The organism is Janthinobacterium sp. GW456P (assembly GCF_002127655.1).
In the GTDB taxonomy this organism is placed as follows: domain Bacteria; phylum Pseudomonadota; class Gammaproteobacteria; order Burkholderiales; family Burkholderiaceae_D; genus Janthinobacterium.
The window spans coordinates 47,825-70,992 of the sequence record NZ_NEHB01000023.1; the positions used below are offsets into that span (position 1 = coordinate 47,825).

The 23,168-nt window shown below is 64.5% G+C and carries 20 protein-coding genes and 2 tRNA genes; 10 read left to right on the forward strand and 12 right to left on the reverse strand.

Annotated elements, in window-relative coordinates; translation table 11 throughout:
* The first annotated feature begins 54 nt into the window (after positions 1-54).
* Both CBW66_RS19880 and CBW66_RS19885 read left to right on the forward strand, forming a co-directional pair.
* Positions 55-1,221 (forward strand): efflux RND transporter periplasmic adaptor subunit, encoded by a 1,167-nt coding sequence (locus CBW66_RS19880; protein WP_230492166.1) that lies wholly within the window; start codon positions 55-57, stop codon positions 1,219-1,221.
* Positions 1,222-1,230: 9 nt separating this feature from the next.
* Positions 1,231-4,290, forward strand: a complete 3,060-nt coding sequence (locus CBW66_RS19885) for an efflux RND transporter permease subunit (protein WP_086139730.1) — start codon at positions 1,231-1,233, stop codon at positions 4,288-4,290.
* A gap of 125 nt (positions 4,291-4,415) precedes the next feature.
* On the opposite strand, the gene CBW66_RS19890 is transcribed toward CBW66_RS19885, so the two are convergent.
* The 6 genes from CBW66_RS19890 to CBW66_RS19915 form a co-directional block, all read right to left on the reverse strand.
* On the reverse strand, positions 4,416-4,772 hold the full coding sequence (locus CBW66_RS19890; RefSeq protein ID WP_086139731.1) for a hypothetical protein: 357 nt from the start codon (positions 4,770-4,772) through the stop codon (positions 4,416-4,418).
* 260 nt (positions 4,773-5,032) lie between these two features.
* Positions 5,033-5,956 (reverse strand): S-adenosyl-l-methionine hydroxide adenosyltransferase family protein, encoded by a 924-nt coding sequence (locus CBW66_RS19895; RefSeq protein ID WP_086139732.1) that lies wholly within the window; start codon positions 5,954-5,956, stop codon positions 5,033-5,035.
* A 16-nt stretch (positions 5,957-5,972) separates the two neighbouring features.
* Positions 5,973-8,474, reverse strand: a complete 2,502-nt coding sequence (locus CBW66_RS19900; protein ID WP_230492165.1) for a TonB-dependent siderophore receptor — start codon at positions 8,472-8,474, stop codon at positions 5,973-5,975.
* A 104-nt stretch (positions 8,475-8,578) separates the two neighbouring features.
* The gene (locus CBW66_RS19905) at positions 8,579-9,457 is read right to left on the reverse strand and encodes an NAD(P)H-hydrate dehydratase (protein WP_086139733.1); all 879 of its coding nucleotides are present in this window, start codon (positions 9,455-9,457) and stop codon (positions 8,579-8,581) included.
* Positions 9,458-9,474: 17 nt separating this feature from the next.
* The gene (locus CBW66_RS19910; protein WP_086139734.1) at positions 9,475-10,239 is read right to left on the reverse strand and encodes a histidine phosphatase family protein; all 765 of its coding nucleotides are present in this window, start codon (positions 10,237-10,239) and stop codon (positions 9,475-9,477) included.
* A gap of 80 nt (positions 10,240-10,319) precedes the next feature.
* A complete protein-coding gene (locus CBW66_RS19915; RefSeq protein ID WP_086139735.1) occupies positions 10,320-11,720 on the reverse strand; it encodes an L-cystine transporter in 1,401 nt (466 codons plus the stop codon).
* A gap of 264 nt (positions 11,721-11,984) precedes the next feature.
* On the opposite strand from CBW66_RS19915, the gene CBW66_RS19920 reads away from it, so the two are divergent.
* Together CBW66_RS19920 and CBW66_RS19925 are read left to right on the forward strand one after the other, a co-directional pair.
* Positions 11,985-12,362: a nuclear transport factor 2 family protein gene (locus tag CBW66_RS19920; RefSeq protein ID WP_086139736.1), complete on the forward strand. Its 378-nt coding sequence runs from the start codon at positions 11,985-11,987 to the stop codon at positions 12,360-12,362.
* Between the two features lie 13 nt (positions 12,363-12,375).
* Positions 12,376-12,765, forward strand: a complete 390-nt coding sequence (locus tag CBW66_RS19925; protein ID WP_086139737.1) for a hypothetical protein — start codon at positions 12,376-12,378, stop codon at positions 12,763-12,765.
* A 3-nt stretch (positions 12,766-12,768) separates the two neighbouring features.
* Here CBW66_RS19925 and CBW66_RS19930 read toward each other — a convergent pair whose 3' ends face one another.
* Both CBW66_RS19930 and CBW66_RS19935 read right to left on the reverse strand, forming a co-directional pair.
* Complete coding sequence (locus tag CBW66_RS19930; protein WP_086139738.1) at positions 12,769-13,374, reverse strand: YigZ family protein; 606 nt, start codon at positions 13,372-13,374, stop codon at positions 12,769-12,771.
* Between the two features lie 67 nt (positions 13,375-13,441).
* Positions 13,442-13,699 (reverse strand): hypothetical protein, encoded by a 258-nt coding sequence (locus tag CBW66_RS19935; RefSeq protein ID WP_086139739.1) that lies wholly within the window; start codon positions 13,697-13,699, stop codon positions 13,442-13,444.
* A 123-nt stretch (positions 13,700-13,822) separates the two neighbouring features.
* On the opposite strand from CBW66_RS19935, the gene CBW66_RS19940 reads away from it, so the two are divergent.
* On the forward strand, positions 13,823-14,554 hold the full coding sequence (locus tag CBW66_RS19940) for a helix-turn-helix domain-containing protein (RefSeq protein ID WP_230492172.1): 732 nt from the start codon (positions 13,823-13,825) through the stop codon (positions 14,552-14,554).
* Between the two features lie 69 nt (positions 14,555-14,623).
* Here CBW66_RS19940 and CBW66_RS19945 read toward each other — a convergent pair whose 3' ends face one another.
* From CBW66_RS19945 to CBW66_RS19955, 3 genes are all read right to left on the reverse strand, one after another.
* A complete protein-coding gene (locus CBW66_RS19945; protein ID WP_086139740.1) occupies positions 14,624-16,312 on the reverse strand; it encodes a methyl-accepting chemotaxis protein in 1,689 nt (562 codons plus the stop codon).
* 430 nt (positions 16,313-16,742) lie between these two features.
* Positions 16,743-16,818 (reverse strand) — tRNA-Lys (locus tag CBW66_RS19950).
* Between the two features lie 69 nt (positions 16,819-16,887).
* A tRNA-Lys gene (locus tag CBW66_RS19955) sits at positions 16,888-16,963 on the reverse strand.
* Between the two features lie 120 nt (positions 16,964-17,083).
* Here CBW66_RS19955 and CBW66_RS19960 point away from each other — a divergent pair.
* On the forward strand, positions 17,084-17,542 hold the full coding sequence (locus CBW66_RS19960; RefSeq protein ID WP_086139741.1) for a MarR family winged helix-turn-helix transcriptional regulator: 459 nt from the start codon (positions 17,084-17,086) through the stop codon (positions 17,540-17,542).
* On the forward strand, positions 17,539-19,044 hold the full coding sequence (locus tag CBW66_RS19965) for an MDR family MFS transporter (protein WP_230492164.1): 1,506 nt from the start codon (positions 17,539-17,541) through the stop codon (positions 19,042-19,044). The genes CBW66_RS19960 and CBW66_RS19965 overlap by 4 nt, the downstream gene beginning before the upstream one ends.
* Here CBW66_RS19965 and CBW66_RS19970 read toward each other — a convergent pair.
* Complete coding sequence (locus CBW66_RS19970; RefSeq protein WP_086139742.1) at positions 19,038-20,126, reverse strand: NADH:flavin oxidoreductase/NADH oxidase; 1,089 nt, start codon at positions 20,124-20,126, stop codon at positions 19,038-19,040. The two genes, CBW66_RS19965 and CBW66_RS19970, sit on opposite strands and share 7 nt — an antisense overlap.
* A 102-nt stretch (positions 20,127-20,228) precedes the next feature.
* Here CBW66_RS19970 and CBW66_RS19975 point away from each other — a divergent pair, with 102 nt between their 5' ends.
* The 3 genes from CBW66_RS19975 to CBW66_RS19985 form a co-directional block, all read left to right on the forward strand.
* Positions 20,229-20,546 carry a helix-turn-helix transcriptional regulator gene (locus CBW66_RS19975; RefSeq protein WP_070312460.1) on the forward strand — a complete coding sequence of 106 codons (318 nt, stop codon included), beginning with the start codon at positions 20,229-20,231 and terminating at the stop codon, positions 20,544-20,546.
* A gap of 88 nt (positions 20,547-20,634) precedes the next feature.
* Positions 20,635-22,020: a hypothetical protein gene (locus CBW66_RS19980; RefSeq protein ID WP_086139743.1), complete on the forward strand. Its 1,386-nt coding sequence runs from the start codon at positions 20,635-20,637 to the stop codon at positions 22,018-22,020.
* A 129-nt stretch (positions 22,021-22,149) separates the two neighbouring features.
* On the forward strand, positions 22,150-23,168 hold a 1,019-nt coding region (locus CBW66_RS19985), incomplete at its 3' end, for an acyltransferase (RefSeq protein ID WP_086153663.1).

Here is a 23,168-nt window from a genome sequence, read left to right on the forward strand (position 1 = left end):
CTTGCAACACGACAGGCGCAATGGCGGCGGGCAGCAATGACAAGGAGCGCATCCATGACGAAACGCACGAAACGCATGCTCATCATGCTGGGGGCGGTGGTGCTGTTGATTGCCCTGCTGGCGCTGGGATTTTTCCTGCACATCCGCCAGCTCATGGCCAGCTCCCCCAAGCCCGCGCCGCAGACGGTGTCGGCGACCATCATCCGCAAGGTCGAGTGGCAGCCGCACCTGGCGTCCGTGGGCACCCTCGTGGCCGTGCGCGGCGTCGACGTGACGAGCGAAATCGCCGGCCTCGTCAGGTCCATCCATTTCAAGTCCGGCCAGGAAGTAAGGGCGGGGCAAGTGCTGCTGCAGCTGAACGCGGACGCCGACCTGGCACAGCTGCGCGCCCTGGAGGCGGCGGCCGAACTGGCCGCGTCCGTGCTGGCGCGCGACCGCCAGCAGTTTGCCGTGCAGGCGATCAGCCAGGCGCAGATCGACAACGACGTGGCCGACCTGAAAAGCCGCAAGGCCCTGGCGGCCCAGCAGGCGGCGCTGGTGGAGAAGAAAACCATCCGCGCGCCGTTCGCGGGCAAGCTCGGCATCACCACCGTCAATCCGGGCCAGTATTTGAATCCCGGCGACAAGATCGTCACCTTGCAAACCATCGATCCCATCTACGTCGACTTCTATATTCCGCAAAAGCAGCTGAGCGGCCTGCAAGTGGGCCAGGTATTGAATCTGTCCAGCGATGCGCATGCGAACACGGTGTTTGCGGGCAAGGTCAGCGCCATCAGTTCCAAGGTCGATCCCGCCACGCGCAATGTGCAGGTGGAGGCCACGGTGGCCAATCCCCTGCGGCAGTTGTTGCCGGGCATGTTTGCCAACGTCAACGTGGAAGTGGGGGAAAAGAAACAGTACCTGACCTTGCCGCAAACGGCGATCACCTACAACCCCTACGGTTCGACCGTGTTCGTCGTGCTGCCGGCCCCGGTGCCCAAGGGGCATGCCGGCAATGCCGCCGCCGCGCCGCCGCCCAAGGCGGGCGACCTGGTGGTGCAGCAGGTCTTCGTGACGACGGGCGAGACGCGCGGCGACCAGGTGGCCGTGCTGACGGGGCTGACAGAGGGGCAGCAAGTCGTCACCAGCGGGCAGATCAAGCTCAAGAACGGCAGCCCCGTGGTGATCAGCAACGTCGTCGAGCCGCGCGACAATCCGCGGCCCACGCCGCAGGAACACTGAGGCGCCGCCATGAACTTCACCGATCTCTTTATCCGCCGGCCCGTGCTGGCGATGGTGGTGAGCCTGCTGCTGGTGGTGCTGGGCTTGCGCTCCCTGTTCAGCTTGCCCATCAACCAGTATCCGAAGACGCAGAATGCCGTGGTGACGATCTCCACCACGTATTACGGCGCCGATGCGCAGACGGTGGCCGGTTTCATTACGCAGCCGCTGGAATCGGCCATCGCCCAGGCGCAGGGCATCGATTACCTGTCCTCGTCCAGCAGCAGCGGCGTGTCGACCATCACGGCCACCCTGCGCCTCAATTACGACGCGAACCGGGCTTTGACGGAGATCAACACCCAGGTCAGCTCCGTAAAGAACCAGTTGCCCGCCCAGGCGCAGACGCCCGTGTTGACGGTGCAGATGGGGCAGACGACGGATGCCATGTACCTGGGTTTTTACAGCAAGACCTTGCCGACGAATAATGTGACGGATTACCTGAGCCGCGTCGTCAAGCCCAAGCTCGACTCCGTCAGCGGCGTGCAGACGGCGGAACTGCTGGGCGCGCGCCAGTTCGCCCTGCGTGCCTGGCTCGATGCGGACAAGATGGCCGCGTTCGGCGTGACGGCGGCCGAGGTCAGCACCGCCCTGGGCAATAACAATTACCTGGCCGCGCTGGGATCCAGCAAGGGCCAGATGGTGACCGTTCCCCTGACGGCGGGCACGGACCTGCATTCGGTCGGGGAATTCAGGAAGCTCGTCGTCAAGCGCAGCGGCGACTCCATCGTGCGGCTGGAAGACCTGGCTACCGTCGTGCTGGGTTCGGAAAACTATGATTTCAACGTGGCCTTCAGCGGCGTGCGCTCCGTCTTCATCGGCATCAAGGTGGCGCCGGAGGCCAATATCCTCGATGTGGCCAAGCGCGTGCGCGCCAGCTTCCCCGATATCCAGTCCCAGCTGCCGGCCGGGCTGACGGGCGAAATCGTGTACGACTCGACGTTCTTCATCAATACCTCGATCAAGGAGGTCATCAAGACCCTGGTCGAGGCGCTGCTGATCGTCACCATCGTCATCTATCTGTTCCTGGGCAGCCTGCGGGCCGTGATCGTGCCCGTGATCGCCATGCCGCTGTCGCTGATCGGCACGTTTACGGCCATGCTGGCGTTCGGCTATTCCATCAATTTGCTGACCTTGCTGGCCATCGTGCTGGCCATCGGCCTGGTGGTCGACGATGCCATCATCGTGGTGGAAAACGTGGACCGCCACATGAAGCAGGGCCAGCCGCCGCTGGAAGCGAGCCTGCTGGCGGCGCGCGAACTGGGCAGCCCGATTCTGGCCATGACGGTGGTGCTCATCGCCGTGTACGTGCCCATCGGTTTTCAGGGCGGCCTGACGGGGGCGCTGTTCACGGAATTCGCCTTCACCCTGGCCGGCGCCGTGGCCGTGTCGGGCGTGGTGGCCCTGACCCTGTCGCCCATGATGTGTTCGCGCTTTTTCCGTCCGGAACAGGACAGCGGCCGCTTCGTGCAAGCCATCGACCGCGTCTTCGGCAAGGTGCATGACACGTATCAGCGCCTGCTGCATGCGCTGCTCGACACCTGGGTGGTGCTCATCGTCATGGCGGCGCTATTGATGGTGGTGCTGGGGCTGATGTTCAAGATGTCGCAGTCCGAGCTGGCGCCCGAGGAAGACCAGGGCGTCGTGCTGTCGCAGGTGGTGGGCGACCCGACGGCCACGTCGGACCAGATGCAAGTGTATGCGGAGCAAATCTATCAGGTGGCCAAGGCCATGCCCGAATACAGCCAGATGTTCCAGATCACGGGTGTGCCGACGGTCAACTCGGGTTTTGGCGGCATGCTGATGACGCCCTGGGACCAGCGCACGCGCAGCGCCAAGGAAGTGCAGCAAGACTTGCAGGCGGGCTGGAACAAGATCGCCGGCGCCCGCGTGGCCGCCTTCCAGTTTCCCGCCTTGCCCGGTTCCTCGGGCTTGCCGGTGCAATTCGTCATCGCCACCACGGAACCGTTTGAAAATCTCGACACCATCGCGCAGCAGGTGCTGGAAAAGGCGCGTGCCTCGGGCAAGTTCTATTTCATCGACACGGACTTGAAAATCGACAAGCCGCAAGCGACCGTGGCGGTCGACCGCGACAGCGTCGCCGCGCTGGGCATGACGCAGCAGGATGTGGGGCAGGCGCTGGGCGCGGCCTTGGGCGGCGGCTATGTCAATTACTTTTCCATCGCCGGGCGCTCGTATAAAGTGATCCCGCAGGTGCGGCAGGTCGACCGCCTGAACCCGTCGGCCGTGCTGGATTTTCATATCAAGACGCCCAGCGGCACGATGATACCGGCCAGTACCGTCGCGCATATCCAGTACGACGTCGTGCCCGAGTCGATCAACCGCTTCCAGCAGCTCAATTCCGTGACGCTTTCCGGCGTGTCCGGCGCCTCGCAGGGCGAGGTGCTGGCCTTCATGCGCGACACGCTGGCCCAGGTGGCGCCCAGCGGCTACACGGCCGATTACGCAGGGCAGTCGCGCCAGTTCGTGCAGGAATCGGGCGGCTTCATCGTCACCATGCTGTTTGCCGTGGTGATCGTCTTCCTGGCGCTGGCGGCGCAGTTCGAAAGCTTCCGCGACCCCGTCGTGATCCTCGTCTCGGTGCCGCTGGCCCTGTTTGGCGCCACCATGTTCATCTTCCTCGGCTTTGCGTCGATCAATATCTACACGGAAGTGGGCCTGGTGACGCTGATGGGATTGATCAGCAAGCATGGCATCCTGATCGTGGAAGTGGCCAATCAGCTGCAAAAGACGGGCAAGAGCAAGCGCGAGGCCGTCGAGGAGGCGGCCGCCGTGCGCCTGCGCCCCATCCTGATGACGACGGCCGCCATGGTGTTTGGCGTGTTGCCGCTGGTGATCGCCTCGGGCGCGGGCGCGGCCGGGCGTCACGCGATGGGGCTGGTGATTTTTACGGGCCTGTCCATCGGCACCTTGTTTACCCTGTTCGTGGTGCCTGCCATGTATCTGTTCCTGGCCGCGGACCACCAGGCGCTGAGCGCTCGGGCGGCTGGCAAGGCGGTGCCGGCCCACTGACGCGCCGTGGCAGGGAGATTGTTGCGCTGTGCAATAAAAAGAGCCTTCGTCGGAAGGCTCTTTGTTGCGTATTTTGCCGCAGGCGTGCAACCTGGCCGTGCGTCGGCGCGGAATGGACGCGGCGTTTAGCTGTTGCGCGGCGGCGTGGCGCCGGTCCCTGTGCCCGTTCCGGTCCCGGTCCCGGTGCCTGTGCCGGTACCCGGCGTCGTGCTGGGGGGAGTGGCCGGCGGCGTGGTCGTGCCGTCGGGATTGGTGGTGGTGCCCGGCGCAACGGATGGGGTGGCTGGCGTGGTGGTGTCCGGCGTGGTGGTGCCGCTGGTGCCCGAGGTGCCGCTGCCGCCCGTGCCGGGCGTGGTGGCGGGCGTAGCTGGCGTGGCCGGGGCGGTCGTGGTTTCGTTATGCTTGTTGCAGCCGCCCAGCAGCGCGCAGACGATGGCGGTGCCGAGGACAAGCTTGCTGGTGCTAGGGAGTGGGGCCGTCATGATTCTTCCTTTCTCGTTGGAAAGCTGTCGTGGGTGATCCTACCTGCCAGGTGGCCTGCCACAGTGCCGGCAGGCCACCGCAGCAAGGCTGGCATCGCTTGCAAAAAATTAGAGTGGGCAGGTGCGCGCAGGTTCACCGGATTTACAAATCAGTGGCTATCGGCAGCAGGATCGGCGATTCGTTTTGATATGGCGCAAACGCGCCACGTGAACGAGAAAGAAAGGGCCAGGACAGGACGTCCCGGCCGCGGGCGAGGGCTTTATTTGGCGGCAGGGGCATTGCTCACTTCCACTTCCCAATCCACGCCTGACTCGACGTGGTGTTTGGCGGCGAAGTCGCCCTGGCTGATGGCCACGGCCACGTCGAGCAGGCTGTTCAGGTAAACCAGCGGCTTGCCTTTGGCGACGCCGCCAAACGTATGCTCGAACGGCGCCGTGACCTTGGCCACTTGCTTGCCCTTGTGCAAGATGCGCACTTGCAGCGGGTCGTGCAGTTTCACCTGCAATTCGTCGAGCAGCGATTTCGGGATATTCGTCCAGACATTGCCATATTTCACATCGAGCACGGGCACGATGCCGCGGATGGTATTGCCGTCGCGCACAGGTTTTTGATACGCGATCCTGACCACGGATTCGCTGGGCAATGTCGGACCCACCTGTTCATACGTGATGGCGCCAGACGCCAGGCGCGCACCGACATACGCGTACACGTCGCGGCCATGGAAGGTGTAGGACTCGGCGGAGCCGGCCAGGCGGTTGACCTTTTCATCGATTTCGCGCAGTTCGGCCACGCCGTCGCGCTCGGCGATCAGGGTAAACAGGCCGTTGTCCGGTCCCACGAAGTAGCGTCCGCCCTTGGTTTTCAGCACCACCGACTTGCGGTTGGTCCCCACGCCCGGATCGATGACGGAGACGAACACCGTGCCTTGCGGCCAGTAATTGGCCGTCTGGTACAAACGGTAGGCGCCCAGCCAGATGTCGTAGTCGGGAATCTGGTGCGTCAGGTCCGAGATGGTCAGATGGGGATCGACGCCATACGCGACGCCATGCATGGCGGACACGGCGCCGTCGGCCGTGCCGAAGTCCGTCATCAGCACCAGCGGCGCGGCGGCCTGGGCGCTGGACAGCAGCAGGGCGCTCAGGCAGGCGCCGGCGACGAGGTGGGAAATTTTCTGGATCATCATGGGCTCTTTGCGTGGTTTAGAAGGTGTAGTTCAGCTTGGCGTAGAAATACGCGCCATTGACGCCGATGGGATTGATGAAATTGTAGGGCAGCGCGCCGCCATAGGTGGCATTGTTCGTCTGGCGCACGCGCTGCGGATAGCGGTCGAGGATATTGTTGCCGCCCACGCTCACCGTCAGTTGCTGGCTCAGTTTCAATTGCCCTTCCAGGTCCAGCGACCAGACGGCGCCGAAACGCTGCGCGGGGATGCCGTCGATCAGGGGCGCATCGCTGTCGTAGGAAAAATCTTTCAGCTCGCCAAAGCGCGTGGCGCGCGCCTGCACGCCCCAGCCGGCCGCCTGCCAGTCGGCGCCGAGGATCACTTTGCTGGTGGGCGACGCATGTTTGATGCGGAACAAACTCGTCTCCGTCAGCAGGGCCAGACTGGGATCGATGGTGCTCAATGTAGCGGAACTCTGGCGCACCTTGTCGAGACTGGTCTTGTTCAGGTTCAGCGCCGCGTTCAGGTTCAGCTTGCCTGAGCTAAACGCCAGGTCGTGATTCAGCACCACGTCCAGGCCTTTTGTGCGCGTGTCGAGCAAATTGGCCAGGTAAGCCACGGACTGGATGTCGCCGCGTCCGTTGGCGGTCAGGTAGGCGGTGACGGCGTCGCTTTGCAAGTCGCTCGAACGCGTGATGCGGTCGCGGATGCGTATCACGTAGGCGTCCACCGTCACGCTGGTGGCGGCTGCCGGCTTCCAGGCCAGGCCCAGCGAGACGTTGGTCGATTTTTCCGGTTTCAGTTGTTGCGCGCCGAAGCTGCGTGCCAGCGGGTCGCTGGCCGGCAGCAGCGCCGATGTTTGCAGGGCCGTGCCATCGGCGTTGAAGTTCAGGGTGGCGAAGCGGAAACCCGTCTGCACGAGGGCCGGCGCGCGGAAGCTGTTCGACAGCGAGCCGCGTACAAGGAAGTTGTCCGTTACCTTGTAACGGCTGGAGAGTTTACCCGTGCTGGCGCTGCCGAAGTCACTGTAGCGGGAATAGCGGGCGGCGGCGCCCACCAGCAGGCGCGGCGTGAGGTCGCTTTCCACGTCCGCATACACGGAGCGGATCTGCCGGCCGCCGTCATACGCGTCCGACGGGCGCAAGCCCGGTCCCGCCTGCGCGCCCGGCGGCGCGTCCGTGAAGCTGCCGGCCGCATACGAGGCAGGATCGCCGGCCGAGCTTTGGTACGTTTCGCGCATCCATTCGGCGCCCAAGGCCACGCTCAAGGGGGCGGGCAAGCCGATGTCGAGGCTGCGCGTGGCATCGAGGTTCAAGGCGTTCTGGCGGAAGTCGAAACCGGCCAGATTGAAACGCGTGGGGCTGGCCGCGCCCAGCGAGGCGTTGACGGAGTGGCTCACGCCATAGTCAAAGCGGTCGCTGCCGTGGCGCGCGCTGGCGTCCCAGTTCCACTCGCCCGCGCTGCCGCGCACGCCGGCCACGATGCTGAGGTCGCGCTTGTCGCCATTGGTGACGGGGCGGTAGCCATTCGGATACAGGGCCGCGACGTTCGACGGGTCGCCCGGATAGCGGAAGTAGGCGCTGCCGTCGGACTTGCGTTCGTTGACGGTGGCAAACGAGTACAGGTCCAGGCCGTTGGCCAGGGTGAGCTCGGTGTTGTAGAACAGGTAGTGGTTGCGCTGGCGCGAGTCGCCCGACTTGAACACGACCTTGCCGTCGAGCGCCTGGTCGGCCGGCGTGAAGTTGTAGGAAGTCCAGCCCGCGTCGCTGGGGCCGGCCCGTTCCGTGGGCGAGCGGCGCCGCGTTTCCGCGCCGAAGCGGAAGAATCCCGCCTCGCCCAGCGGCACGCCGTAGTCGGCGTTGACGATGACGGTCTGGCCATCCGTCAGGGTTTGACCGGTCGGGTCGAAATGCGTGTGGTTGGCGCCATAGCTGACAGAAGCGGAGCCGCCCGTGCGGGCTTTTTTCAGCACGATGTTGATGACGCCCGCCACGGCATCGCTGCCGTACTGCGCACCGGCGCCGTCGCGCAGGATTTCGATGTGGTCGATGGCGTTCGGCGAAATGGCGTTGATATCGACCGGCACGGTGCCGGCAAAGCTGCTTTCCGTGTCGAGCACGGCGCTCGTGTGGCGGCGCTTGCCGTTGATCAGCACCAGCACCTGGTCCGGTGCCAGGCCCCGCAACTGGATGCCGCGTACGGAGTCCGACGCGCCGCTCGATTCGATGCGCGGGAAGTTGATTGACGGCGACAGGTTTTGCAAGGCCGCGCCCACGTCGCCCGAGGCCAGCGCATTGCTCACTTCGCGCGCGCCGAAGCGGTCGATGGGCACGCTGCTGTCGAACACCGTGCGGTTGCGCGCGCGCGAGCCGACGACGGTAACCTGGTCGATGCTGGCGCTGGCCGTGTCGCTGGTGTTGGCCGCAGTGTCCTGTGCCCAGGTCGATGGCGCACCGAGCATGGCGCAGCCCAGCACGATGGCGCGCAGCGGCGTGGCGGGAAGAAAGGGCGGCGAGGCGTATGAGTGGCGCAGGTGCACGGCATTATCCTTTAAGCTTGTTCATCTGAAAACAATTGATTGAGCTTAAGGGAGGTTGTTGCCCGAGCGAACGATTCTTTCTGGATATGCTTATGCTGTTGTTTTTATGCCGCCAGATTGCGCAGCAGGGCGGGAATCTCGGCCGGGATTTCGCGCGCCAGGTAGCCGAGGATGCCGAAGCGCAAGGCCAATTGTTCCCCCGCCAGCGCATGCAGGGCGATGCCCCAGGCGCACGCTTGCTCCAACGGTGCGCCGCGCGCGGCCAGGCCCGTGATGATGCCGGCCAGGGTGTCGCCGGAACCGGAGATGGCCAGGCCGATATTGCCTCCCGCATGCGTCCAGCTGTTGCCGTCGGGCATGGCGATGACGGTCAGCGCGCCTTTTAACGCGACGATGGCGTTCCAGCGCCGCGCCGCGTCCACGGCGCAGGCATGCGGGTCGGCCAGCACGGTGTCCTTCGACAGGCCCGTCAACTGGGCCAGCTCGCCCGCGTGCGGCGTCAGCAGCACGGGCTGGTCAAAGCGGAAGTGCGCGGGCCGGTGCACGACCTGCATGGCGCAGGCGTCGAGGATCAGCCGGCTGCCGGCGAACAGGGGTAGCAAATGGCGCATCAGCTCGCAACTGGCCGCCGTGTCGCACATGCCCGGCCCGACGAGCACCGCGTCGACCTTGCCGGCCAGTGGCGCCAGCTGGTGTTGCGCCTCGTGGCGGAAGCCGCCCAGCGGCGTTTCGTCCAGGCCGATGACCCGCGCCTCGGGCATGGCGACGGCCACTTGCGCCGCCACCGACGCGCCCGTCGCCAGGGTCAGCTTGCCCGCGCCCGCGCGCAGGGCGGCCGTGGCCGCCAGCACCATGGCGCCCGGCATTTCCTCGGAGCCGGCGACGATCAGCAGGTGGCCGCGCACTTCCTTGTCGCCATCGGGCTGGGGCATGGGCAGGGGCCAGGAGCGCAGCAGGGAGGGTGTGATGTCGGTGGCGTCCATGGATGATCTCCGAAAAACTAGGACTTGGGCGCCGCCGGCATGTCGGGCTGGGCCGTGACGGGTGTTCCGGCCGCTTCCAGCGGCGCGACGAAGTTGCACAGGTCCAGCTGCAGCTTGCCGTGCCTGCCCAGGGCGGGGTTGAAGGCGTACGAGGTGACGCCGCAGTTGGGCACGTCGGCGGCCTTGTCGATGGCCAGGATGGCGTGCTCGTCGCAGCGTTCCAGCAGGTAGCGGAAGCAGTTGACGATGACCTGGTGGCCGACGATCAGTACCCGTTCGCCCCGGTATTCGCGGGTGATGGTGTCGAGCACGCTGCGCAGGCGCAGGATGACGTCGCACCAGCTTTCGCCGCCCGGCGGGCGAAAATAAAACTTGCCGACGTGCTGGCGCTGTTCGTGCAATTCCGGGTACTTGCTGGCGATGCCGTGCACGGTCAGGCGGTCGAGGATGCCGAATTCCTTCTCGCGCAGGCGCTCGTCGGCCACCACGGCGCTCAAGCTGTCCGTGTCGATGCGCTTGAGTACGGCTTGCGCCGTCTGTTGCGCCCGCACGTAGGGCGAGTACAGTACGACGGTCGGTTGTTGTTCAGGGGGAAGGGTGGCGAACCAGTCGCCTAGCGCTTGCGCCTGCAGCGCGCCCAGTTCGGAGAGGGGGACATCGACATCGCGCTCGGCGATGGCGATCAATAACTGTTTTTCCGCTTCGGCGGCATCGCGCGCCACGTTGCCGGCACTTTGGCCGTGGCGCACGATCCAGATTTGCTGCGGCCATTTCTGTTCCATCGCCTTGCGCCTTCCTCTGTATTTATGAGGGATAAATATAGACGAAAGCGGCAAGGCGCGGCGCGCAGCTCGATAGGCTTTTAAACAGCGTGTTCGGCCTCGTCCAGGTCAGGCGCGTCGTCGCTGTTGTAGACGGCCAGGTCGGTCTCGCCCATGACCCGGCTGGTGACGGTGCCGGCCGTGATCGAGCCGCTCACGTTCAGGGCCGTGCGGCCCATGTCGATCAGCGGTTCGACGGAGATCAGCAAGCCGGCCAGCGCGACGGGCAAGTCCATCGCCGACAGCACGATCAGGGCTGCAAACGTGGCGCCGCCGCCCACGCCGGCCACGCCGACGGAACCGATGGTGATGATGGCCAGCAAGGGCAGCAGGAAGCTGACGGTGAACGGATCGACGCCGACGGTGGGAGCGATCATGACGGCCAGCATGGCCGGATAGATGCCGGCGCAGCCATTCTGACCGATGGTCGAGCCGAACGAGGCGGCGAAGTTGGCGATGCCTTCCGGCGTGCCCAGGCGCTGCGTCTGCGTCTGTACGCTCATCGGGATCGAACCGGCGCTGGTGCGCGAGGTGAATGCGAAGGCCAGCACGGGGAAGACTTTTTTCACGAAGCGCAGCGGGTTCAGGCCCACGCCGGCGATGATGGCCAGGTGCACGAGGAACATCAAGATCAGCGCGCTGTACGAGGCGACGACGAAGTTAATCAATTTCAAGATGTCCGTGTAGCTCGACGAGGCGACCACTTCGAACATCAGCGCGAACACGCCGTACGGCGTCAGGCGCAGCACCAGCGTGACCATGCGCATGACGATGGCGTGCGCCACTTTCATGAAGTGCTCGAAGGAGGCGAAGATTTCCGGCTTTTTCGCCGCGATGCCGGTGGCCGAGATGCCGATGAAGATCGAGAACACGACCACGGCGATGGTCGACGTCTTGCGCGCGCCCGTCATGTCGAGGAAGGGGTTGGTCGGCACGAAGCTGACCAGCAGTTTCGGCAGGGACAGGGCTTTTGCCGTTTCCAGCGAGCCTTGCAGCTGCACGCCGCGCGCCACTTCGGCAGCGCTCGACGTCAGGCCCACCGCCGTCAGGCCGAACAGCTTGGCCATCAAAATACCCAGCGCGGCGGCAATCGTGGTGGTAATGAGCAGGGTGCCGATGGTCAGCGCGCTGATCTTGCCCAGCGAACTCGCATCCTTGAGCTTTAAAATGGCGGAAATGATGGACACCATGATCAGCGGCATGATGATCATCTGCAGCAGTTTGACGTAGCCGCTGCCGACGATGTCGATGTATTCATTGGTGCCCGCGATGACGGGCGAGCCGGCGCCGTATAGCCACTGTACGGCCGCGCCCAGCAGCACGCCCAGGCCCAGGCCCGTGAAGACGCGCACGGTAAACGTCGCGTGTTTGCGTTGCTGGTGGAACATGAAGGCGAAGACGAGCAACGCAACGAGCAGGTTCAGGATGATGTTAATTGCCATGAAAGGGCCTTATCTTGGTTTTATTCGAGACTGCACGGAGCACTTAAGACTGTACTGCATCTGACAGCCGCCCCAGCCCGGGGCGGAAGGGCAAGCACTGTACAGTACTATGGGGGCGTTTTGCGCCATACCGCTGCGAATATTACGCTATATAAATATGCTTCACAGGCATAAGCCTTCAGTATGATTGTGAAATTGGCTATTTCGTGCCAGCATGGTTTTCCCGTTTGCTAAGATGCGCGCGTTATTTTAATAAGGAAAAAGATGAATGCTTTAACGGAAGTACAAGTGCTCGATGCGGAAGAGCGCTTGCGCCTGGCCATGATGGCCTCCGACGTGGCCGCGTTGAACGTCCTGCTGGCCGACGAGTTGCTGTTTACTAATCACCTGGGCCATTTGCTGAGCAAGCATGCGGACCTGGCCGCGCACGAGCAGCGCCTGCTGTCCATCACGGACTTGCGCGCGTCCGAGCGCCATGTGCGCATCAGCGGCAACGTGGCCGTGGTTTCCGTGCGCATGCAACTGACGGGCAAGTATCACGACGTGGAAACGCATGGCGACTTCCGTTTTACGCGCGTCTGGGCGCAGGATGCGGCCGGCGCGCTGCAAGTGATCGCCGCCCATTCGGGCGTCGTGGCTTGAGGAGCAGGATTTAGTGGATCATCGTTCCAAAGGGCAGCTGTTTGAAGCTGTCATCGCCGCCGGCCCCGCCACCCTGGCCATCACGGCCGGCTATCCGCTGCTGCTGTACAACCTGGTGCGCACCTGGGCCGAGGCCCCCGGCGCTAATGCGCTGGCCGCGCTGTTGCTGACGGGCGGCTTGTGGGCCTTGCTGGAATTCTGGCGCATCGCGCTGGCGACCGTGTCGCGCAAGGCGTATGCCTTCAACTGGCGCTTCTGGCTGGCCATCGCCGGCTTTCTTGCCTGCTTCGCGCGTTTCGTGCCGGACATGCCGGCCGGACTGATGTTGCTGTTGCTGGTGCTGCCGGCACTGGCGTGGACGCATTTTATTTTGTTGCAGCTCAAGCGTCCGGCCAACTTGTAAGCGCTATTCTTCCTCTTCGGCTTCCACTTTCAGCCAGGCTATCCGCCCATTGCCCGCCTCGTGCAGATGGGCGAGCAGGGCGGTGGCCGCCGTTTCCGGCAGGCTGAAGTCAAACAGCACGTCCTCGCCGTGCGCCACGTTCAGCAGGGTGGCGCCGGCGCCATCGAGTTCGCGCCGCAGCATGCCTTCCATCGCATACGGCACCGTGCAGCGCAAGGTTCGCTGGCGCACGATGGCCGTCTTTCCCGCCTGCAAGAGCGCCTGCGCCACGCTGTCCGTGTAGGCGCGCACCAGGCCGCCCGCTCCGAGCTTGATGCCGCCGAAGTAGCGCACGACTGTCGCCAGCACGCCTTCGAGATCCTGGTGGCGCAGCACGTCGAGCATGGGCCGCCCGGCCGTACCCGACGGTTCGCCATCATCGACGGCCGCCGACTGCCCGCCCGCCAGCAGCGCCCAGCACACATGGCAGGCGCCCGGATGCTGCGCCTTCAAATCATTGACCACCTGCTGCGCGCTGGCGCGGTCCGTCATCGGCTGCACGCAGCCGATGAAACGGCTTTTCTTGATGATCAGTTCGCTGTGGACGGGGGCGGCAATGGTAAACGGCATGGCGATTCGAAAGCGGGCAAAGCAGCATGATAGAGGAAATGCGCGCCGGGGACGAGCCGTTGGCCGCTTACTCCGTTGCGGCGGACACCAGTTTGCGCAGCGCAAGGTCGCGCACCTGCACAATGTCGAACAGTCCCAGCGCGTGCAGGGCGGGCAGGGCGTCGGCAATGTCGCGCTCGGCGATGGCCTTGTCGTCGACGCTGCTGGCTTCGTCCAGCCACAGCCGGGCATTGGCCAGAAAAGCGCCCACCGTTCCCTTGCGTACGGTGACGCCATTGAACTGGCCCTGGTTTTGCTGATCCGGTAATACGTCTTCTGCGCGCATGGTGAACTCCTGAAGGTTGGAAAGACTTCACTGTATGATGGTCGAATTGTCTTGCCTGCGTTATTTATGTCATTCGATACGTCAAATCAGTCAATCTTGCCGCCAGCACCGCCGCTGCGCGCCATGCGCATTGTCCAATCGCAGGAAAGGGTGACGGGGGCGCACCGCCATGCCAGCGGCCAGTTGTTCGGCGCCGCGCGTGGCTTGCTCTCCGTTGCCGCCGACAGCGGGCAATGGGTGGTGCCGGCCAGCCACTGCGTGTGGATGCCGCCCCATCACATCCACGGGCTGCGTTCGCATGGCCCGTTTGCGGGCTGGAGCGTGTATGTGGACGAGGCCAGTTGCGGCGGCTTGCCCGCCGCGCCGTGCGTGATGCGCGTCTCGGGCCTGCTGCGCGAAGCGGTGGCCCGCGCCAGCGGCTGGGGCGACGGCGCGCCCGATGCGCCCGATGCGCTGGACGCGCGGCAAGCGAGGGTGGCGGGCGTGATCCTCGACGAGATCGCCGCCTCGCCGCATGAACCCTTCGGCTTGCCCCTGCCCACGGACCCGCGCCTGCTGCGCGTGGCGCGCGCCGTGCTCGACGACCTGGCCGACGAGCGTGGCGTGGAAGCGCTGGCCGCCTGGGCCGCCATGTCGCCGCGCACCCTGGCGCGCCGCTTCATTGCCGAAACGGGCTTTACGCCTTCCGCCTGGCGCCAGCGCGCCCGCATCCTGCGCGCCCTGGAACTATTGGCCGCCGGCCAGCCCGTGACGACGATTGCGCTGGACCTGGGCTATGACAACGTCAGCGCCTTTATCGCCATGTTCAAGCGGGTGATGGGCGTGACGCCGGGCAGGTATGGGGAGACTGAATAGCTGGCGGGCAGAACAAAAACGCCCACGAACCGGCTTCATGGCTTCCTTGGCCGTGCGGGATTCTTGCGGTCAGAACTGTTCCCATTCTGGCTGCGTCTTGCTGGTGGGCGCAGGGACAGCCACTGCCAGCTGCGGCACGCGCCGCTGCGCGGCGGTCATCTTCAACGCCGGCCGCTGCGCGGCGCTTGGGGCGCTGACCCGGAACACGCTGACAACCTCGTTGAGGCTGTTGACCTGCTCCTGCATCGCTTGTGCGGCTGCGGCAGCCTCTTCTACCAGCGCAGCGTTCTGTTGGGTGACGTCGTCCATCTGCGTGACGGCGGTGTTAATCTGCTCGATGCCGGACGATTGCTCCTGACTAGCCGACAGGATTTCGGACATGATGTCTGTGACACGCTTTACGCTGGCCACCACCTCATGCATCGTAGCGCCGGCTTGTTCGACCAGCCGGTTGCCGGCCTGGACCTTGTCGACCGAGTCGCCGATCAGGTCCTTGATTTCCTTGGCGGCCGCTGCGGAACGCTGCGCCAGGTTGCGCACCTCGGAGGCAACCACCGCGAAGCCGCGCCCCTGTTCGCCCGCGCGTGCCGCCTCGACGGCTGCGTTCAGGGCCAGAATATTGGTCTGGAATGCGATGCCATCGATGACGGCGATGATGTCGACGATCTTCCGCGCGGAGACGTCGATGGCGGCCATCGTTTCGACCACCTGGGCCACCACGCCGCCGCCTCGCACGGCGACGTCGGAGGCCGATTCGGCCAAGCCATTGGCCTGGCGAGCATGGTCGGTATTGATGCGAACGGTGCTGGTGAGCTCCTCCATCGAGGAGGCGGTCTCTTCCAATGTGCTGGCCTGCTGTTCGGTGCGCGAAGAAAGGTCGAGGTTGCCGGAGGCGATCTGGCCCGCGGCGGTGGAGATGGTTTCGGTGCTGTTATGCACCTGTTTGACGATCAACGCTAGGCTGTCGCGCATCGATCGCATCGCTAGCAGCAGGCTGTTCTTGTCGCCGGGACGCGGGTCGATTCGGACTGCCAGGTTTCCTGCGGCTATTTGGCCTGCGATCTCGGCTGCTTCATCCGGCTCGCAGCCGAGCTGGCGCGTAACGTCCCGGGTAATGAGCCAGGCAGCAATGAGGCTGGTGATCAGCGCCAGCGCGCCGGTAGTCAGCATCAGCGTGCGGGCGTTGGCATAGGCCAGTGCGGCGGCCTCTGTGCCCTCGATGTTTTGTTTTTCCTCGACCGCGACCAACTTGCGGATCTGCTCCCACCAGCTTTTTTGCACTGGGCGAAATTCGAAGCGGAGCACCTTGTACGCCTCGTCTTGCTTATTCTCGCGCACCAGCGCCGTGGCGCGTTCTATGAACGGCGCGGAAAGTTCAGCCTGCTTCTGGATCAGCGTCAGCAGGGTGCGCTCTTCGTCCGAAGTACTCGTCAGCGAGCTAAACATCTTGCTCAACTGTTCCTGTGCCTTGGCGTATTTCTGCTGCTGATCGGCGATGCGGCTGACCTCTATCTGGATTTCCTTCGGGTCTTTGAGAAGAATCAGGTTGCGCATCGCCAGCGCGCGCTCGGTAACGGTCAGGTCCATCGTCTGCGCCAGCTTGGTCTCGACATCGTTAACCTTGGTGATCTCGTCCATGCGCTGCTGGATATTGCTCATGCTGGCCAGGCCCAGCGCTATTACCACCCCCAACAGCAGCGCGACAAGGCCGAAGCCCAAGCCAAGACGCCTCGCGATAGTCATGTTATTGCGCTTCATAGATATTCTCCGGGCTGGCATGACGTAGGGGCTGCGATAGGAGCAGCTTCCAGAAACACGACTCATCTTAAAGCGTCGCGTTGCGCAAAAAAGTCACTAATAGTCACTTTTTTGAGAATACTTGCTGAAATGCTGGCGAGGGGATAAGGAAGGCTGTCTGCGGCCGGTTTTTGCCAGGAACTGTCGCGTCGTCGATACAGCGAGGAGCCGGTAGTTCAGGCATTTTGGGCCATATCTTGCGGGCACTCGGCACTGGGGGAGCGCCAATCGTAGGGGGAGCGAGCTTGCTTTCGCGCCTATGAGTCCTTGGTAACGCCAAATGGCGGCACGCTGGACTCTGGACGAATTGGCAGGAACCTGTCGACTGACCAGAGAGCGGCCAGAAACAAAAAAGCCCACGAACCGGGTTCGTGGGCTTCCTTGAAGTATTTGGTAGGCCGTGCGGGATTCGAACCTGCGACCAACGGATTAAAAGTCCGCTGCTCTACCAGCTGAGCTAACGACCCAAAAACTTTACAACAACTGCGGTAACGCTGTGCCGTATCAACATGTTTGCCATGCTGACGGCTGAATCTTGGTAGGCCGTGCGGGATTCGAACCTGCGACCAACGGATTAAAAGTCCGCTGCTCTACCAGCTGAGCTAACGACCCAAGGGCGGCTATTATGACGGCCAGCGGCGGTTTTGGGAAGGGCCAGGGCGGAAAAAAGCCTTGCGTGGCCCTCATGCACGGTCTAATATGGGTAGGTAGCCTACCTATTTAACTCATTCCATGCCCATTCCCGACGACTTTCCCATCCCCGAACGCGCGCTGGCGCTGTCCGATGACTTGCGCGTGGCCTTCAAGCGCCTGCTGCGCTCCATGCAGCGCGAAGGGGGCGAGCTGGAGGGCAACGTATCGATGATGCAAACCATGCTGCTGGCGCTGATACACGAGCAGCCCGGCATCGGCGTGGCCGCGCTGGCGCGGCTGCAGAACGTGCGCGGACCCACCGTCAGCGCCCAGGTCAAGTCGCTGGAGGAGGCGGGGCTGGTCGAGCGCAGCGCGCCCGATCCGCAGGACCGCCGGCGTTCCGGCCTGCAAGTATCGGCGCGCGGCCTGGCCATCCTCGAGACCCTGCGCGCGCGCCGCCGCGACGCGCTGGCGCGGCGCATCGCCCGCTTGTCGCCGCAGCAGGTCGATGCGCTGGAAGCCGCCATGCAGCCGCTGCTGGAGATCGGCCAGCCATGAGCGGCCACGATCACGCCGCAGGCGCAAACAAGGACGAAGCGAAACCCGTCACCGGGCGCGAAGTGCGCGCCATCTATTTTGGCCTGATGGCCGTGCTGGGCCTCGGTGCGCTGGACCAGAGCATCGTCGCCACGGCCCTGCCGCGCATCGTCGACGACCTGGGCGGCATGGCGCATCTGTCGTGGGTGGTCACGGCCTACGTGCTGGCCTCGACAGCCACCATGCCCCTGTACGGCAAGCTGGCCGACCAGTACGGCCGCCGCCCGATGATCTTCACGGCCCTGCTGACCTTTTTGCTCGGTTCCGTGCTGTGCGGGCTGGCGCAGAACATGACGGAACTGATCATCTTCCGCGCCATCCAGGGCCTCGGTGCGGGCGGCTTCATGCCGCTGGCGCAAATCATCATCGGCGACGTCGTGCCGCCCGCCGAGCGGGGCAAGCGGCAAGGCATGGTGCCCATCGTGTTTGCCGTCACCAGCGTGCTGGGCCCCGTGCTGGGCGGCATCATCACGGATGCCTTGTCGTGGCACTGGATTTTCTATGTCAACCTGCCCATCGGCGCGGCGGCCTTTGTCATCATCGCGCGCGCCATGCGCAAACCCGCGCGCACGCATGCGCACAAGATCGATTACCTGGGGTCGGCGCTGCTGACGGGCGCCATCACGGCGGCCCTGCTGGTGCTGGCGCTGGGCGGCACCGAGTGGCCGTGGGATGCGCTGGCCATCAAGGTGTGCGGCGGCGTCGCCGTGCTGCTGGGACTCTGGCTGGCGGTGCACGTGGGGCGGGTGGACGAACCCGTGCTGCCGCCCGATCTGTTCGAAAACCGCACCTTCAATATCGCCAGCCTGGTGATGGCCATGACGTTCATGGGCTTGACGGGCGCCAGCGTCTTCTTTCCCCTGTTCTTCCAGCTGGTGATGGGCACGAGTCCCGCCGAATCGGGCGTGATGACGGTGGCGATGATGGTGGGACTGGTGGCGTCGTCGATGTTCAACGGCCGGGTGCTGTCGCGCTCGGGCAAGTACAAGATGGTGCAGGTGATGGGGCTGGCGGTGGCGCTGCTGGCGTTTGCCGTGCTGGCCTGGGCGATGGCAACGTCGCGCGGCTACTGGGTCATCGAGCCGGCCATCTTTTTCCTCGGCACGGGCCTGGGGCTGGTAATGCCGAACATGACGATCGCCGTGCAAAATGCCTTGCCCCTGGCGCGCCGGGGCGTGGGCACGGCCATGCTGGCCTTTTTCCGCTCGCTGGGCGGTTTGCTCGGCGTGACGGCGTCCGGCGCCATCCTCGCGCACCAGCTGCATCGACATGGCGTGGAAGCCGTGTCCGTGCTTGGCGCGCACGCGGCCGCGCAGACGGTGGAGGTGTACCGCCATGCGATCGCCAGCGTGTTTGGCGCCGGCGCCGTGCTGCTGTTGGTGGGGCTGGTCTTCCTGCTGTTCCTGCCGGAACTGCCCCTGGAGGGGCATCCGGCCACGGCGAAGGCGAAGGACGATCAGTAGCGCTCGAGCCAGTGCGCGTACGGCGCGGGCAGGGTCCACGAGGCGCGCTCGACGCCGAGTTCCTTGGCGGCAAAGTAGGCCCAGTGCGGATTGGCCAGGTGCGCCTTGCCGACCATCACCACGTCGAGCTGTTCTTCCTTGACGACGCGCTCGGCAATCTCCGGCGTGCCGAAGCCCCAGGCGGACGAGACGGGCACGCCCGCTTCGCGGCGGACTCGCTCGGCGATCGGACCCATGAAGGCGGGGCCCCATGGAATCGACACGTCGGGAATGGTAAAGCCCATGCTGACGCTGATCATGTCCATGCCGGCATCCTTGAACTGGCGCACGAGGCCGATCGATTCGAGCAGGGTCTGTTCGTCGCGGCCATCGAATTCCAGCACGCCGAAGCGGATGGTCAGCGGCAGGTGCTCGGGCCATACTGCGCGCACGGCTTTCAATGTTTCCAGCAGGAAGCGGCTACGGTTTTCCAGGCTGCCGCCATAGATATCGTCGCGCTGGTTCGAGTGGGCGGAAAAGAAGCTTTGCGCCAGGTAGCCGTGGGCGAAATGCAGCTCCAGCCATTCGAAACCCACTTCGCGGGCACGCACGGCCGCGTCGACGAAGTTCTGTTTCACGCGGGCGATATCGTCGAGGTCCATGGCGCGCGGCACTTTCGGCAGGCCGCCGCCGAAGGCGATGGCGGACGGGGCGATGGTTTGCCAGCCGCGCGCGTCGCCTTGCGTGATGTGGTCGTCGCCTTCCCATGGACGGTTGGCGCTGGCCTTGCGGCCCGCGTGGGCGATCTGGATGCCGGGCACGGAGCCGGCCGCCTTGATAGCTTTTACGACGGGCACGAAGGCTTGTGCCAGGTCATCGTTCCAGATGCCGGTGCAGCCGGGCGTGATGCGGCCTTCGGGCGCCACGGCCGTCGCTTCGACGATCACCAGGCCGGCGCCGCCGCGCGCCATGCCCGCGTAATGCGACAGGTGCCAGTCGTTGGCCACGCCGTCGACGGCCATGTATTGGCACATGGGCGGCACGGCGATGCGGTTGCGCAGGGTGATGTCTTTGAGGGGGTAGGGCTGGAAGAGGGCGGACATGGTGGCCTTTATCGTGAGTGTGGGCGGTTCGGGGTATAGTTCTTTAGTTCGTAAATTATCGAACAACGGTATGAGTATAGCCGATGCTGTATGATTCTGCTCATGCGCCCACACAAACATCCTCCCGCCAGCGAATTCGTGCTCGAAAGAGTGCTGTATGCCTTGAGCGATTCCATCCGCCTCGACATCGTGCGCCATCTGGCCAGGGTGGACGCGGCCGCCTGCGGCGACCTCGATGGCGGGCGGCCGAAATCGACCGTTTCCCACCATTTCAAGGTCTTGCGTGAAGCCGGGCTCGTCTACACGGAAAACGCGGGCACGACGCACATGAATACGCTGCGCCGCGCCGATATCGAGAGCCGCTTCCCCGGCTTGCTCGATGCCATCCTCGCGCAGCAGCCGCAAGCGAATCAGCCCTGAGCCAGCCCTGAATCTGCCGTAGAATGCCTGCAAGATTGCCGAATTTGCAGCATGGGCGGGCAGTCCTGACCTGAAGGGCTGACGACGCATGAAAATTTTCGCACGGTATCGCTGGTGGTGCGCCGCCACTTTCGTATTGCTGACTGGCTGCTGGCCTTACACGGAGCCGGCCACGGGCGAATATGCGGCCGTGCTGCGGCGCGGCGAAAAGGTGACCAAGGCCGATACCTACGGCCGGTTTGCCGCCTTGTCGGTCGAGTACCGCCAGGGTGGCGGTTCCCTGATGTCCGCCGAGAACCACTCCATGCGGCTGATACATAACGACAAAATCGTCGTCAAGGCCACCGATGGCATCGAACGCTGGACCGATTTCGCCCAGCCCGTGTATTTCGTCAAGCGGCAGGAAGACGACGGCATGCTGGCGCTGGTCCACGAGCAGGCGGGCAAGGCCGTGGTCGAGAAGATTGCGGCGTCGGAATACGGCTACCGTGGTAACGAGACGTACATGCATGGCTTCCCCCTGTCTCCCGGCGTGCGCTATTTTCCCATCGACCAGCGTCCCGGTTTCCTGTTGCGTGGCTTGCCGCTGAAAATCACCGTGCTGCCCAGTCCGCCCGAAGGCGACGGCCACCTGCAAGCCTATGTTCTGGCGGCCATCTCGCCCGACGGGGCATCGTTTGCCTATGTCGACAGCGAATATGCGCCGTCCGTGGTGCTGGTGGTCGATGCGGACGGCAAGCGGCGCGATCCCATTCCCTTGCCGAGAATCTACCTGGCGGACGCGCCCAGCTATCAATTCAACCCGTACGAGCGGCTGTGGGCCTGGTCGCGCACGGCGTTCGCATGGCACAAGAACGGCACGGGCAGCTGGGAGGTCCGTCCGGACGGTATTGCGCCTGGCGCCGCCGGCGCACGCGATGCGGTCGAGGAATTGTTTATCAGCGATCAAACCGGCTACCGTCGCTGTTTTGCCGCCAATGCCGCCTGCCTGCCGGGCTGGCGCAGGCCTGACGCTGCCGAGCTGCGCCAGACGTTGGCGGGCGATGGCGGCGCGCCGCCGTTTGCCTACGTGCCGTCAGCCCCTGTCAACGCTTTCGGCGCCAGGGTCGGCTTGCTGCTGTTGTCCGGACGATGCTGCCGTGTGCCGTCCTACCACCTGTATCTCGATGGCGCGCCGGCAGCGGTGGCCGCGCAGTTGTCCGCGCGCTTGCGCGAGAGCAAGACGCCTTTCGTGCGCGTCGACGAGTGTCCGCGCCGCACTGGCAATGACGGCAAGTGCGCGACGCAGCTGGCGCAGCAGCTCAAGCGGCCGGAATCGCTGGGGCGCGAACTGGAGCAGTTGCTCGATACCTGGGAGGAGCAGGATGGCGTGCTGTTCGTCATGCCGTCGATGGTGGTCGCGGTGCGCGCGAACGGGCGGGGCTGCAGCGTGATCCAGACCCTGTTGCGCGCCGATTTGTCGCGCAAGGACTGATGCCGCTCATCTGTCGCGCGTCACCAAAGTGCGAGGCTCGGCTATGATGTCGGCCTTTCGGTAAATCCTCGGCCGCGCGCCTGTTGCGCGATCGGCTGGCGACACTACCTGGCACGGCAAGGATAGGGAATGACGGCAGCGGCAGTAGTATCACAGGCGGACCTGGCAAATCGTCCGCAGTTTGGCTGGATCAATGGTTTGAAGGCAGGCGCGGCGCAGTTGATCGTGTTGCACCATCTGGCGTTTTACGGGCCCATGTCCGACTACGTGCAGCCGCTGTGGCCCGAGTTGCTGGGCTGGCTGGGCGGCAGCGCGCGCATCGCCGTGCAAGTGTTCCTCGTCATCGGCGGCTTTCTCGTCGCCAAATCGCTCTCGCCGGCCGGCCGTCCCGGCATCGCCACCCCCTTGCAGGCCGTCTGGCGCCGCTATGCCAAGCTGGCGCCGCCTTTCCTGGCGGCCACCTTGTTCGCGGCCATCATCACCCCTGTGGCCGGCATCTGGATGCAACACGACTCCATGTCGGCCGCCGTCACCCTGGGCCAGCTGAGCGCCCATGCCTTGCTGCTGCACGGCGTGCTGGGCTATGAGTCGCTGTCGGCCGGCGCCTGGTACGTGGCCATCGATTTCCAGCTGTATCTGCTGACGGTATTGCTGCTGTGGCTGGGTGGCCGTGTGGCCGGCCAGCGGCGCGGGCACTGGCTGATGCCGCTGGCCATCACTGCGGGCATCACTTTTTCCCTGTTGTATTTCAACCTCGATGCGGGCTGGGATAACTGGGCGCCGTATTTCTTCGGCAGCTATGGCTTGGGGCTCATGGCCTGGTGGGCCAGCGACCCGGCCCGCAAGCCCGGCGCCATGACGGCGCTCATGGCCATGGCCGCCGTGCCCGTGCTGCTGGCCCTGGCCGTCGACTACCGCAGCCGCATCGCGCTGGCCCTGATCGTTGCCTGCGCCCTGTTCCTGTTCGGCCGCGCCCGCACCCCGTCGCAGGGCCGTGCTTGGAACATCGTCAATGCCTTGGGCCGCATCTCGTATGCCGTCTTCCTCGTGCACTTCCCCGTCAGCCTGTTGGTGAATGCCTTGTTTATCACATATGTGCCGCTCGAACCGGAGTGTCATGCGCTTGGCAATCTGACGGCCTGGGGCGC

What these genes read in the sequence shown, in the direction of transcription:
- CBW66_RS19880 (WP_230492166.1), top strand. Translation starts at nt 55, where the DNA reads ATGACGAAACGCACGAAACGCATGCTCATCATGCTGGGGGCGGTGGTG.
- CBW66_RS19885 (WP_086139730.1), top strand. Translation starts at nt 1,231, where the DNA reads ATGAACTTCACCGATCTCTTTATCCGCCGGCCCGTGCTGGCGATGGTG.
- CBW66_RS19890 (WP_086139731.1), bottom strand. Translation starts at nt 4,772, where the DNA reads ATGACGGCCCCACTCCCTAGCACCAGCAAGCTTGTCCTCGGCACCGCC.
- CBW66_RS19895 (WP_086139732.1), bottom strand. Translation starts at nt 5,956, where the DNA reads ATGATGATCCAGAAAATTTCCCACCTCGTCGCCGGCGCCTGCCTGAGC.
- CBW66_RS19905 (WP_086139733.1), bottom strand. Translation starts at nt 9,457, where the DNA reads ATGGACGCCACCGACATCACACCCTCCCTGCTGCGCTCCTGGCCCCTG.
- CBW66_RS19910 (WP_086139734.1), bottom strand. Translation starts at nt 10,239, where the DNA reads ATGGAACAGAAATGGCCGCAGCAAATCTGGATCGTGCGCCACGGCCAA.
- CBW66_RS19915 (WP_086139735.1), bottom strand. Translation starts at nt 11,720, where the DNA reads ATGGCAATTAACATCATCCTGAACCTGCTCGTTGCGTTGCTCGTCTTC.
- CBW66_RS19920 (WP_086139736.1), top strand. Translation starts at nt 11,985, where the DNA reads ATGAATGCTTTAACGGAAGTACAAGTGCTCGATGCGGAAGAGCGCTTG.
- CBW66_RS19930 (WP_086139738.1), bottom strand. Translation starts at nt 13,374, where the DNA reads ATGCCGTTTACCATTGCCGCCCCCGTCCACAGCGAACTGATCATCAAG.
- CBW66_RS19935 (WP_086139739.1), bottom strand. Translation starts at nt 13,699, where the DNA reads ATGCGCGCAGAAGACGTATTACCGGATCAGCAAAACCAGGGCCAGTTC.
- CBW66_RS19940 (WP_230492172.1), top strand. Translation starts at nt 13,823, where the DNA reads ATGCGCATTGTCCAATCGCAGGAAAGGGTGACGGGGGCGCACCGCCAT.
- CBW66_RS19945 (WP_086139740.1), bottom strand. Translation starts at nt 16,312, where the DNA reads ATGAAGCGCAATAACATGACTATCGCGAGGCGTCTTGGCTTGGGCTTC.
- CBW66_RS19960 (WP_086139741.1), top strand. Translation starts at nt 17,084, where the DNA reads ATGCCCATTCCCGACGACTTTCCCATCCCCGAACGCGCGCTGGCGCTG.
- CBW66_RS19965 (WP_230492164.1), top strand. Translation starts at nt 17,539, where the DNA reads ATGAGCGGCCACGATCACGCCGCAGGCGCAAACAAGGACGAAGCGAAA.
- CBW66_RS19970 (WP_086139742.1), bottom strand. Translation starts at nt 20,126, where the DNA reads ATGTCCGCCCTCTTCCAGCCCTACCCCCTCAAAGACATCACCCTGCGC.
- CBW66_RS19975 (WP_070312460.1), top strand. Translation starts at nt 20,229, where the DNA reads ATGCGCCCACACAAACATCCTCCCGCCAGCGAATTCGTGCTCGAAAGA.
- CBW66_RS19980 (WP_086139743.1), top strand. Translation starts at nt 20,635, where the DNA reads ATGAAAATTTTCGCACGGTATCGCTGGTGGTGCGCCGCCACTTTCGTA.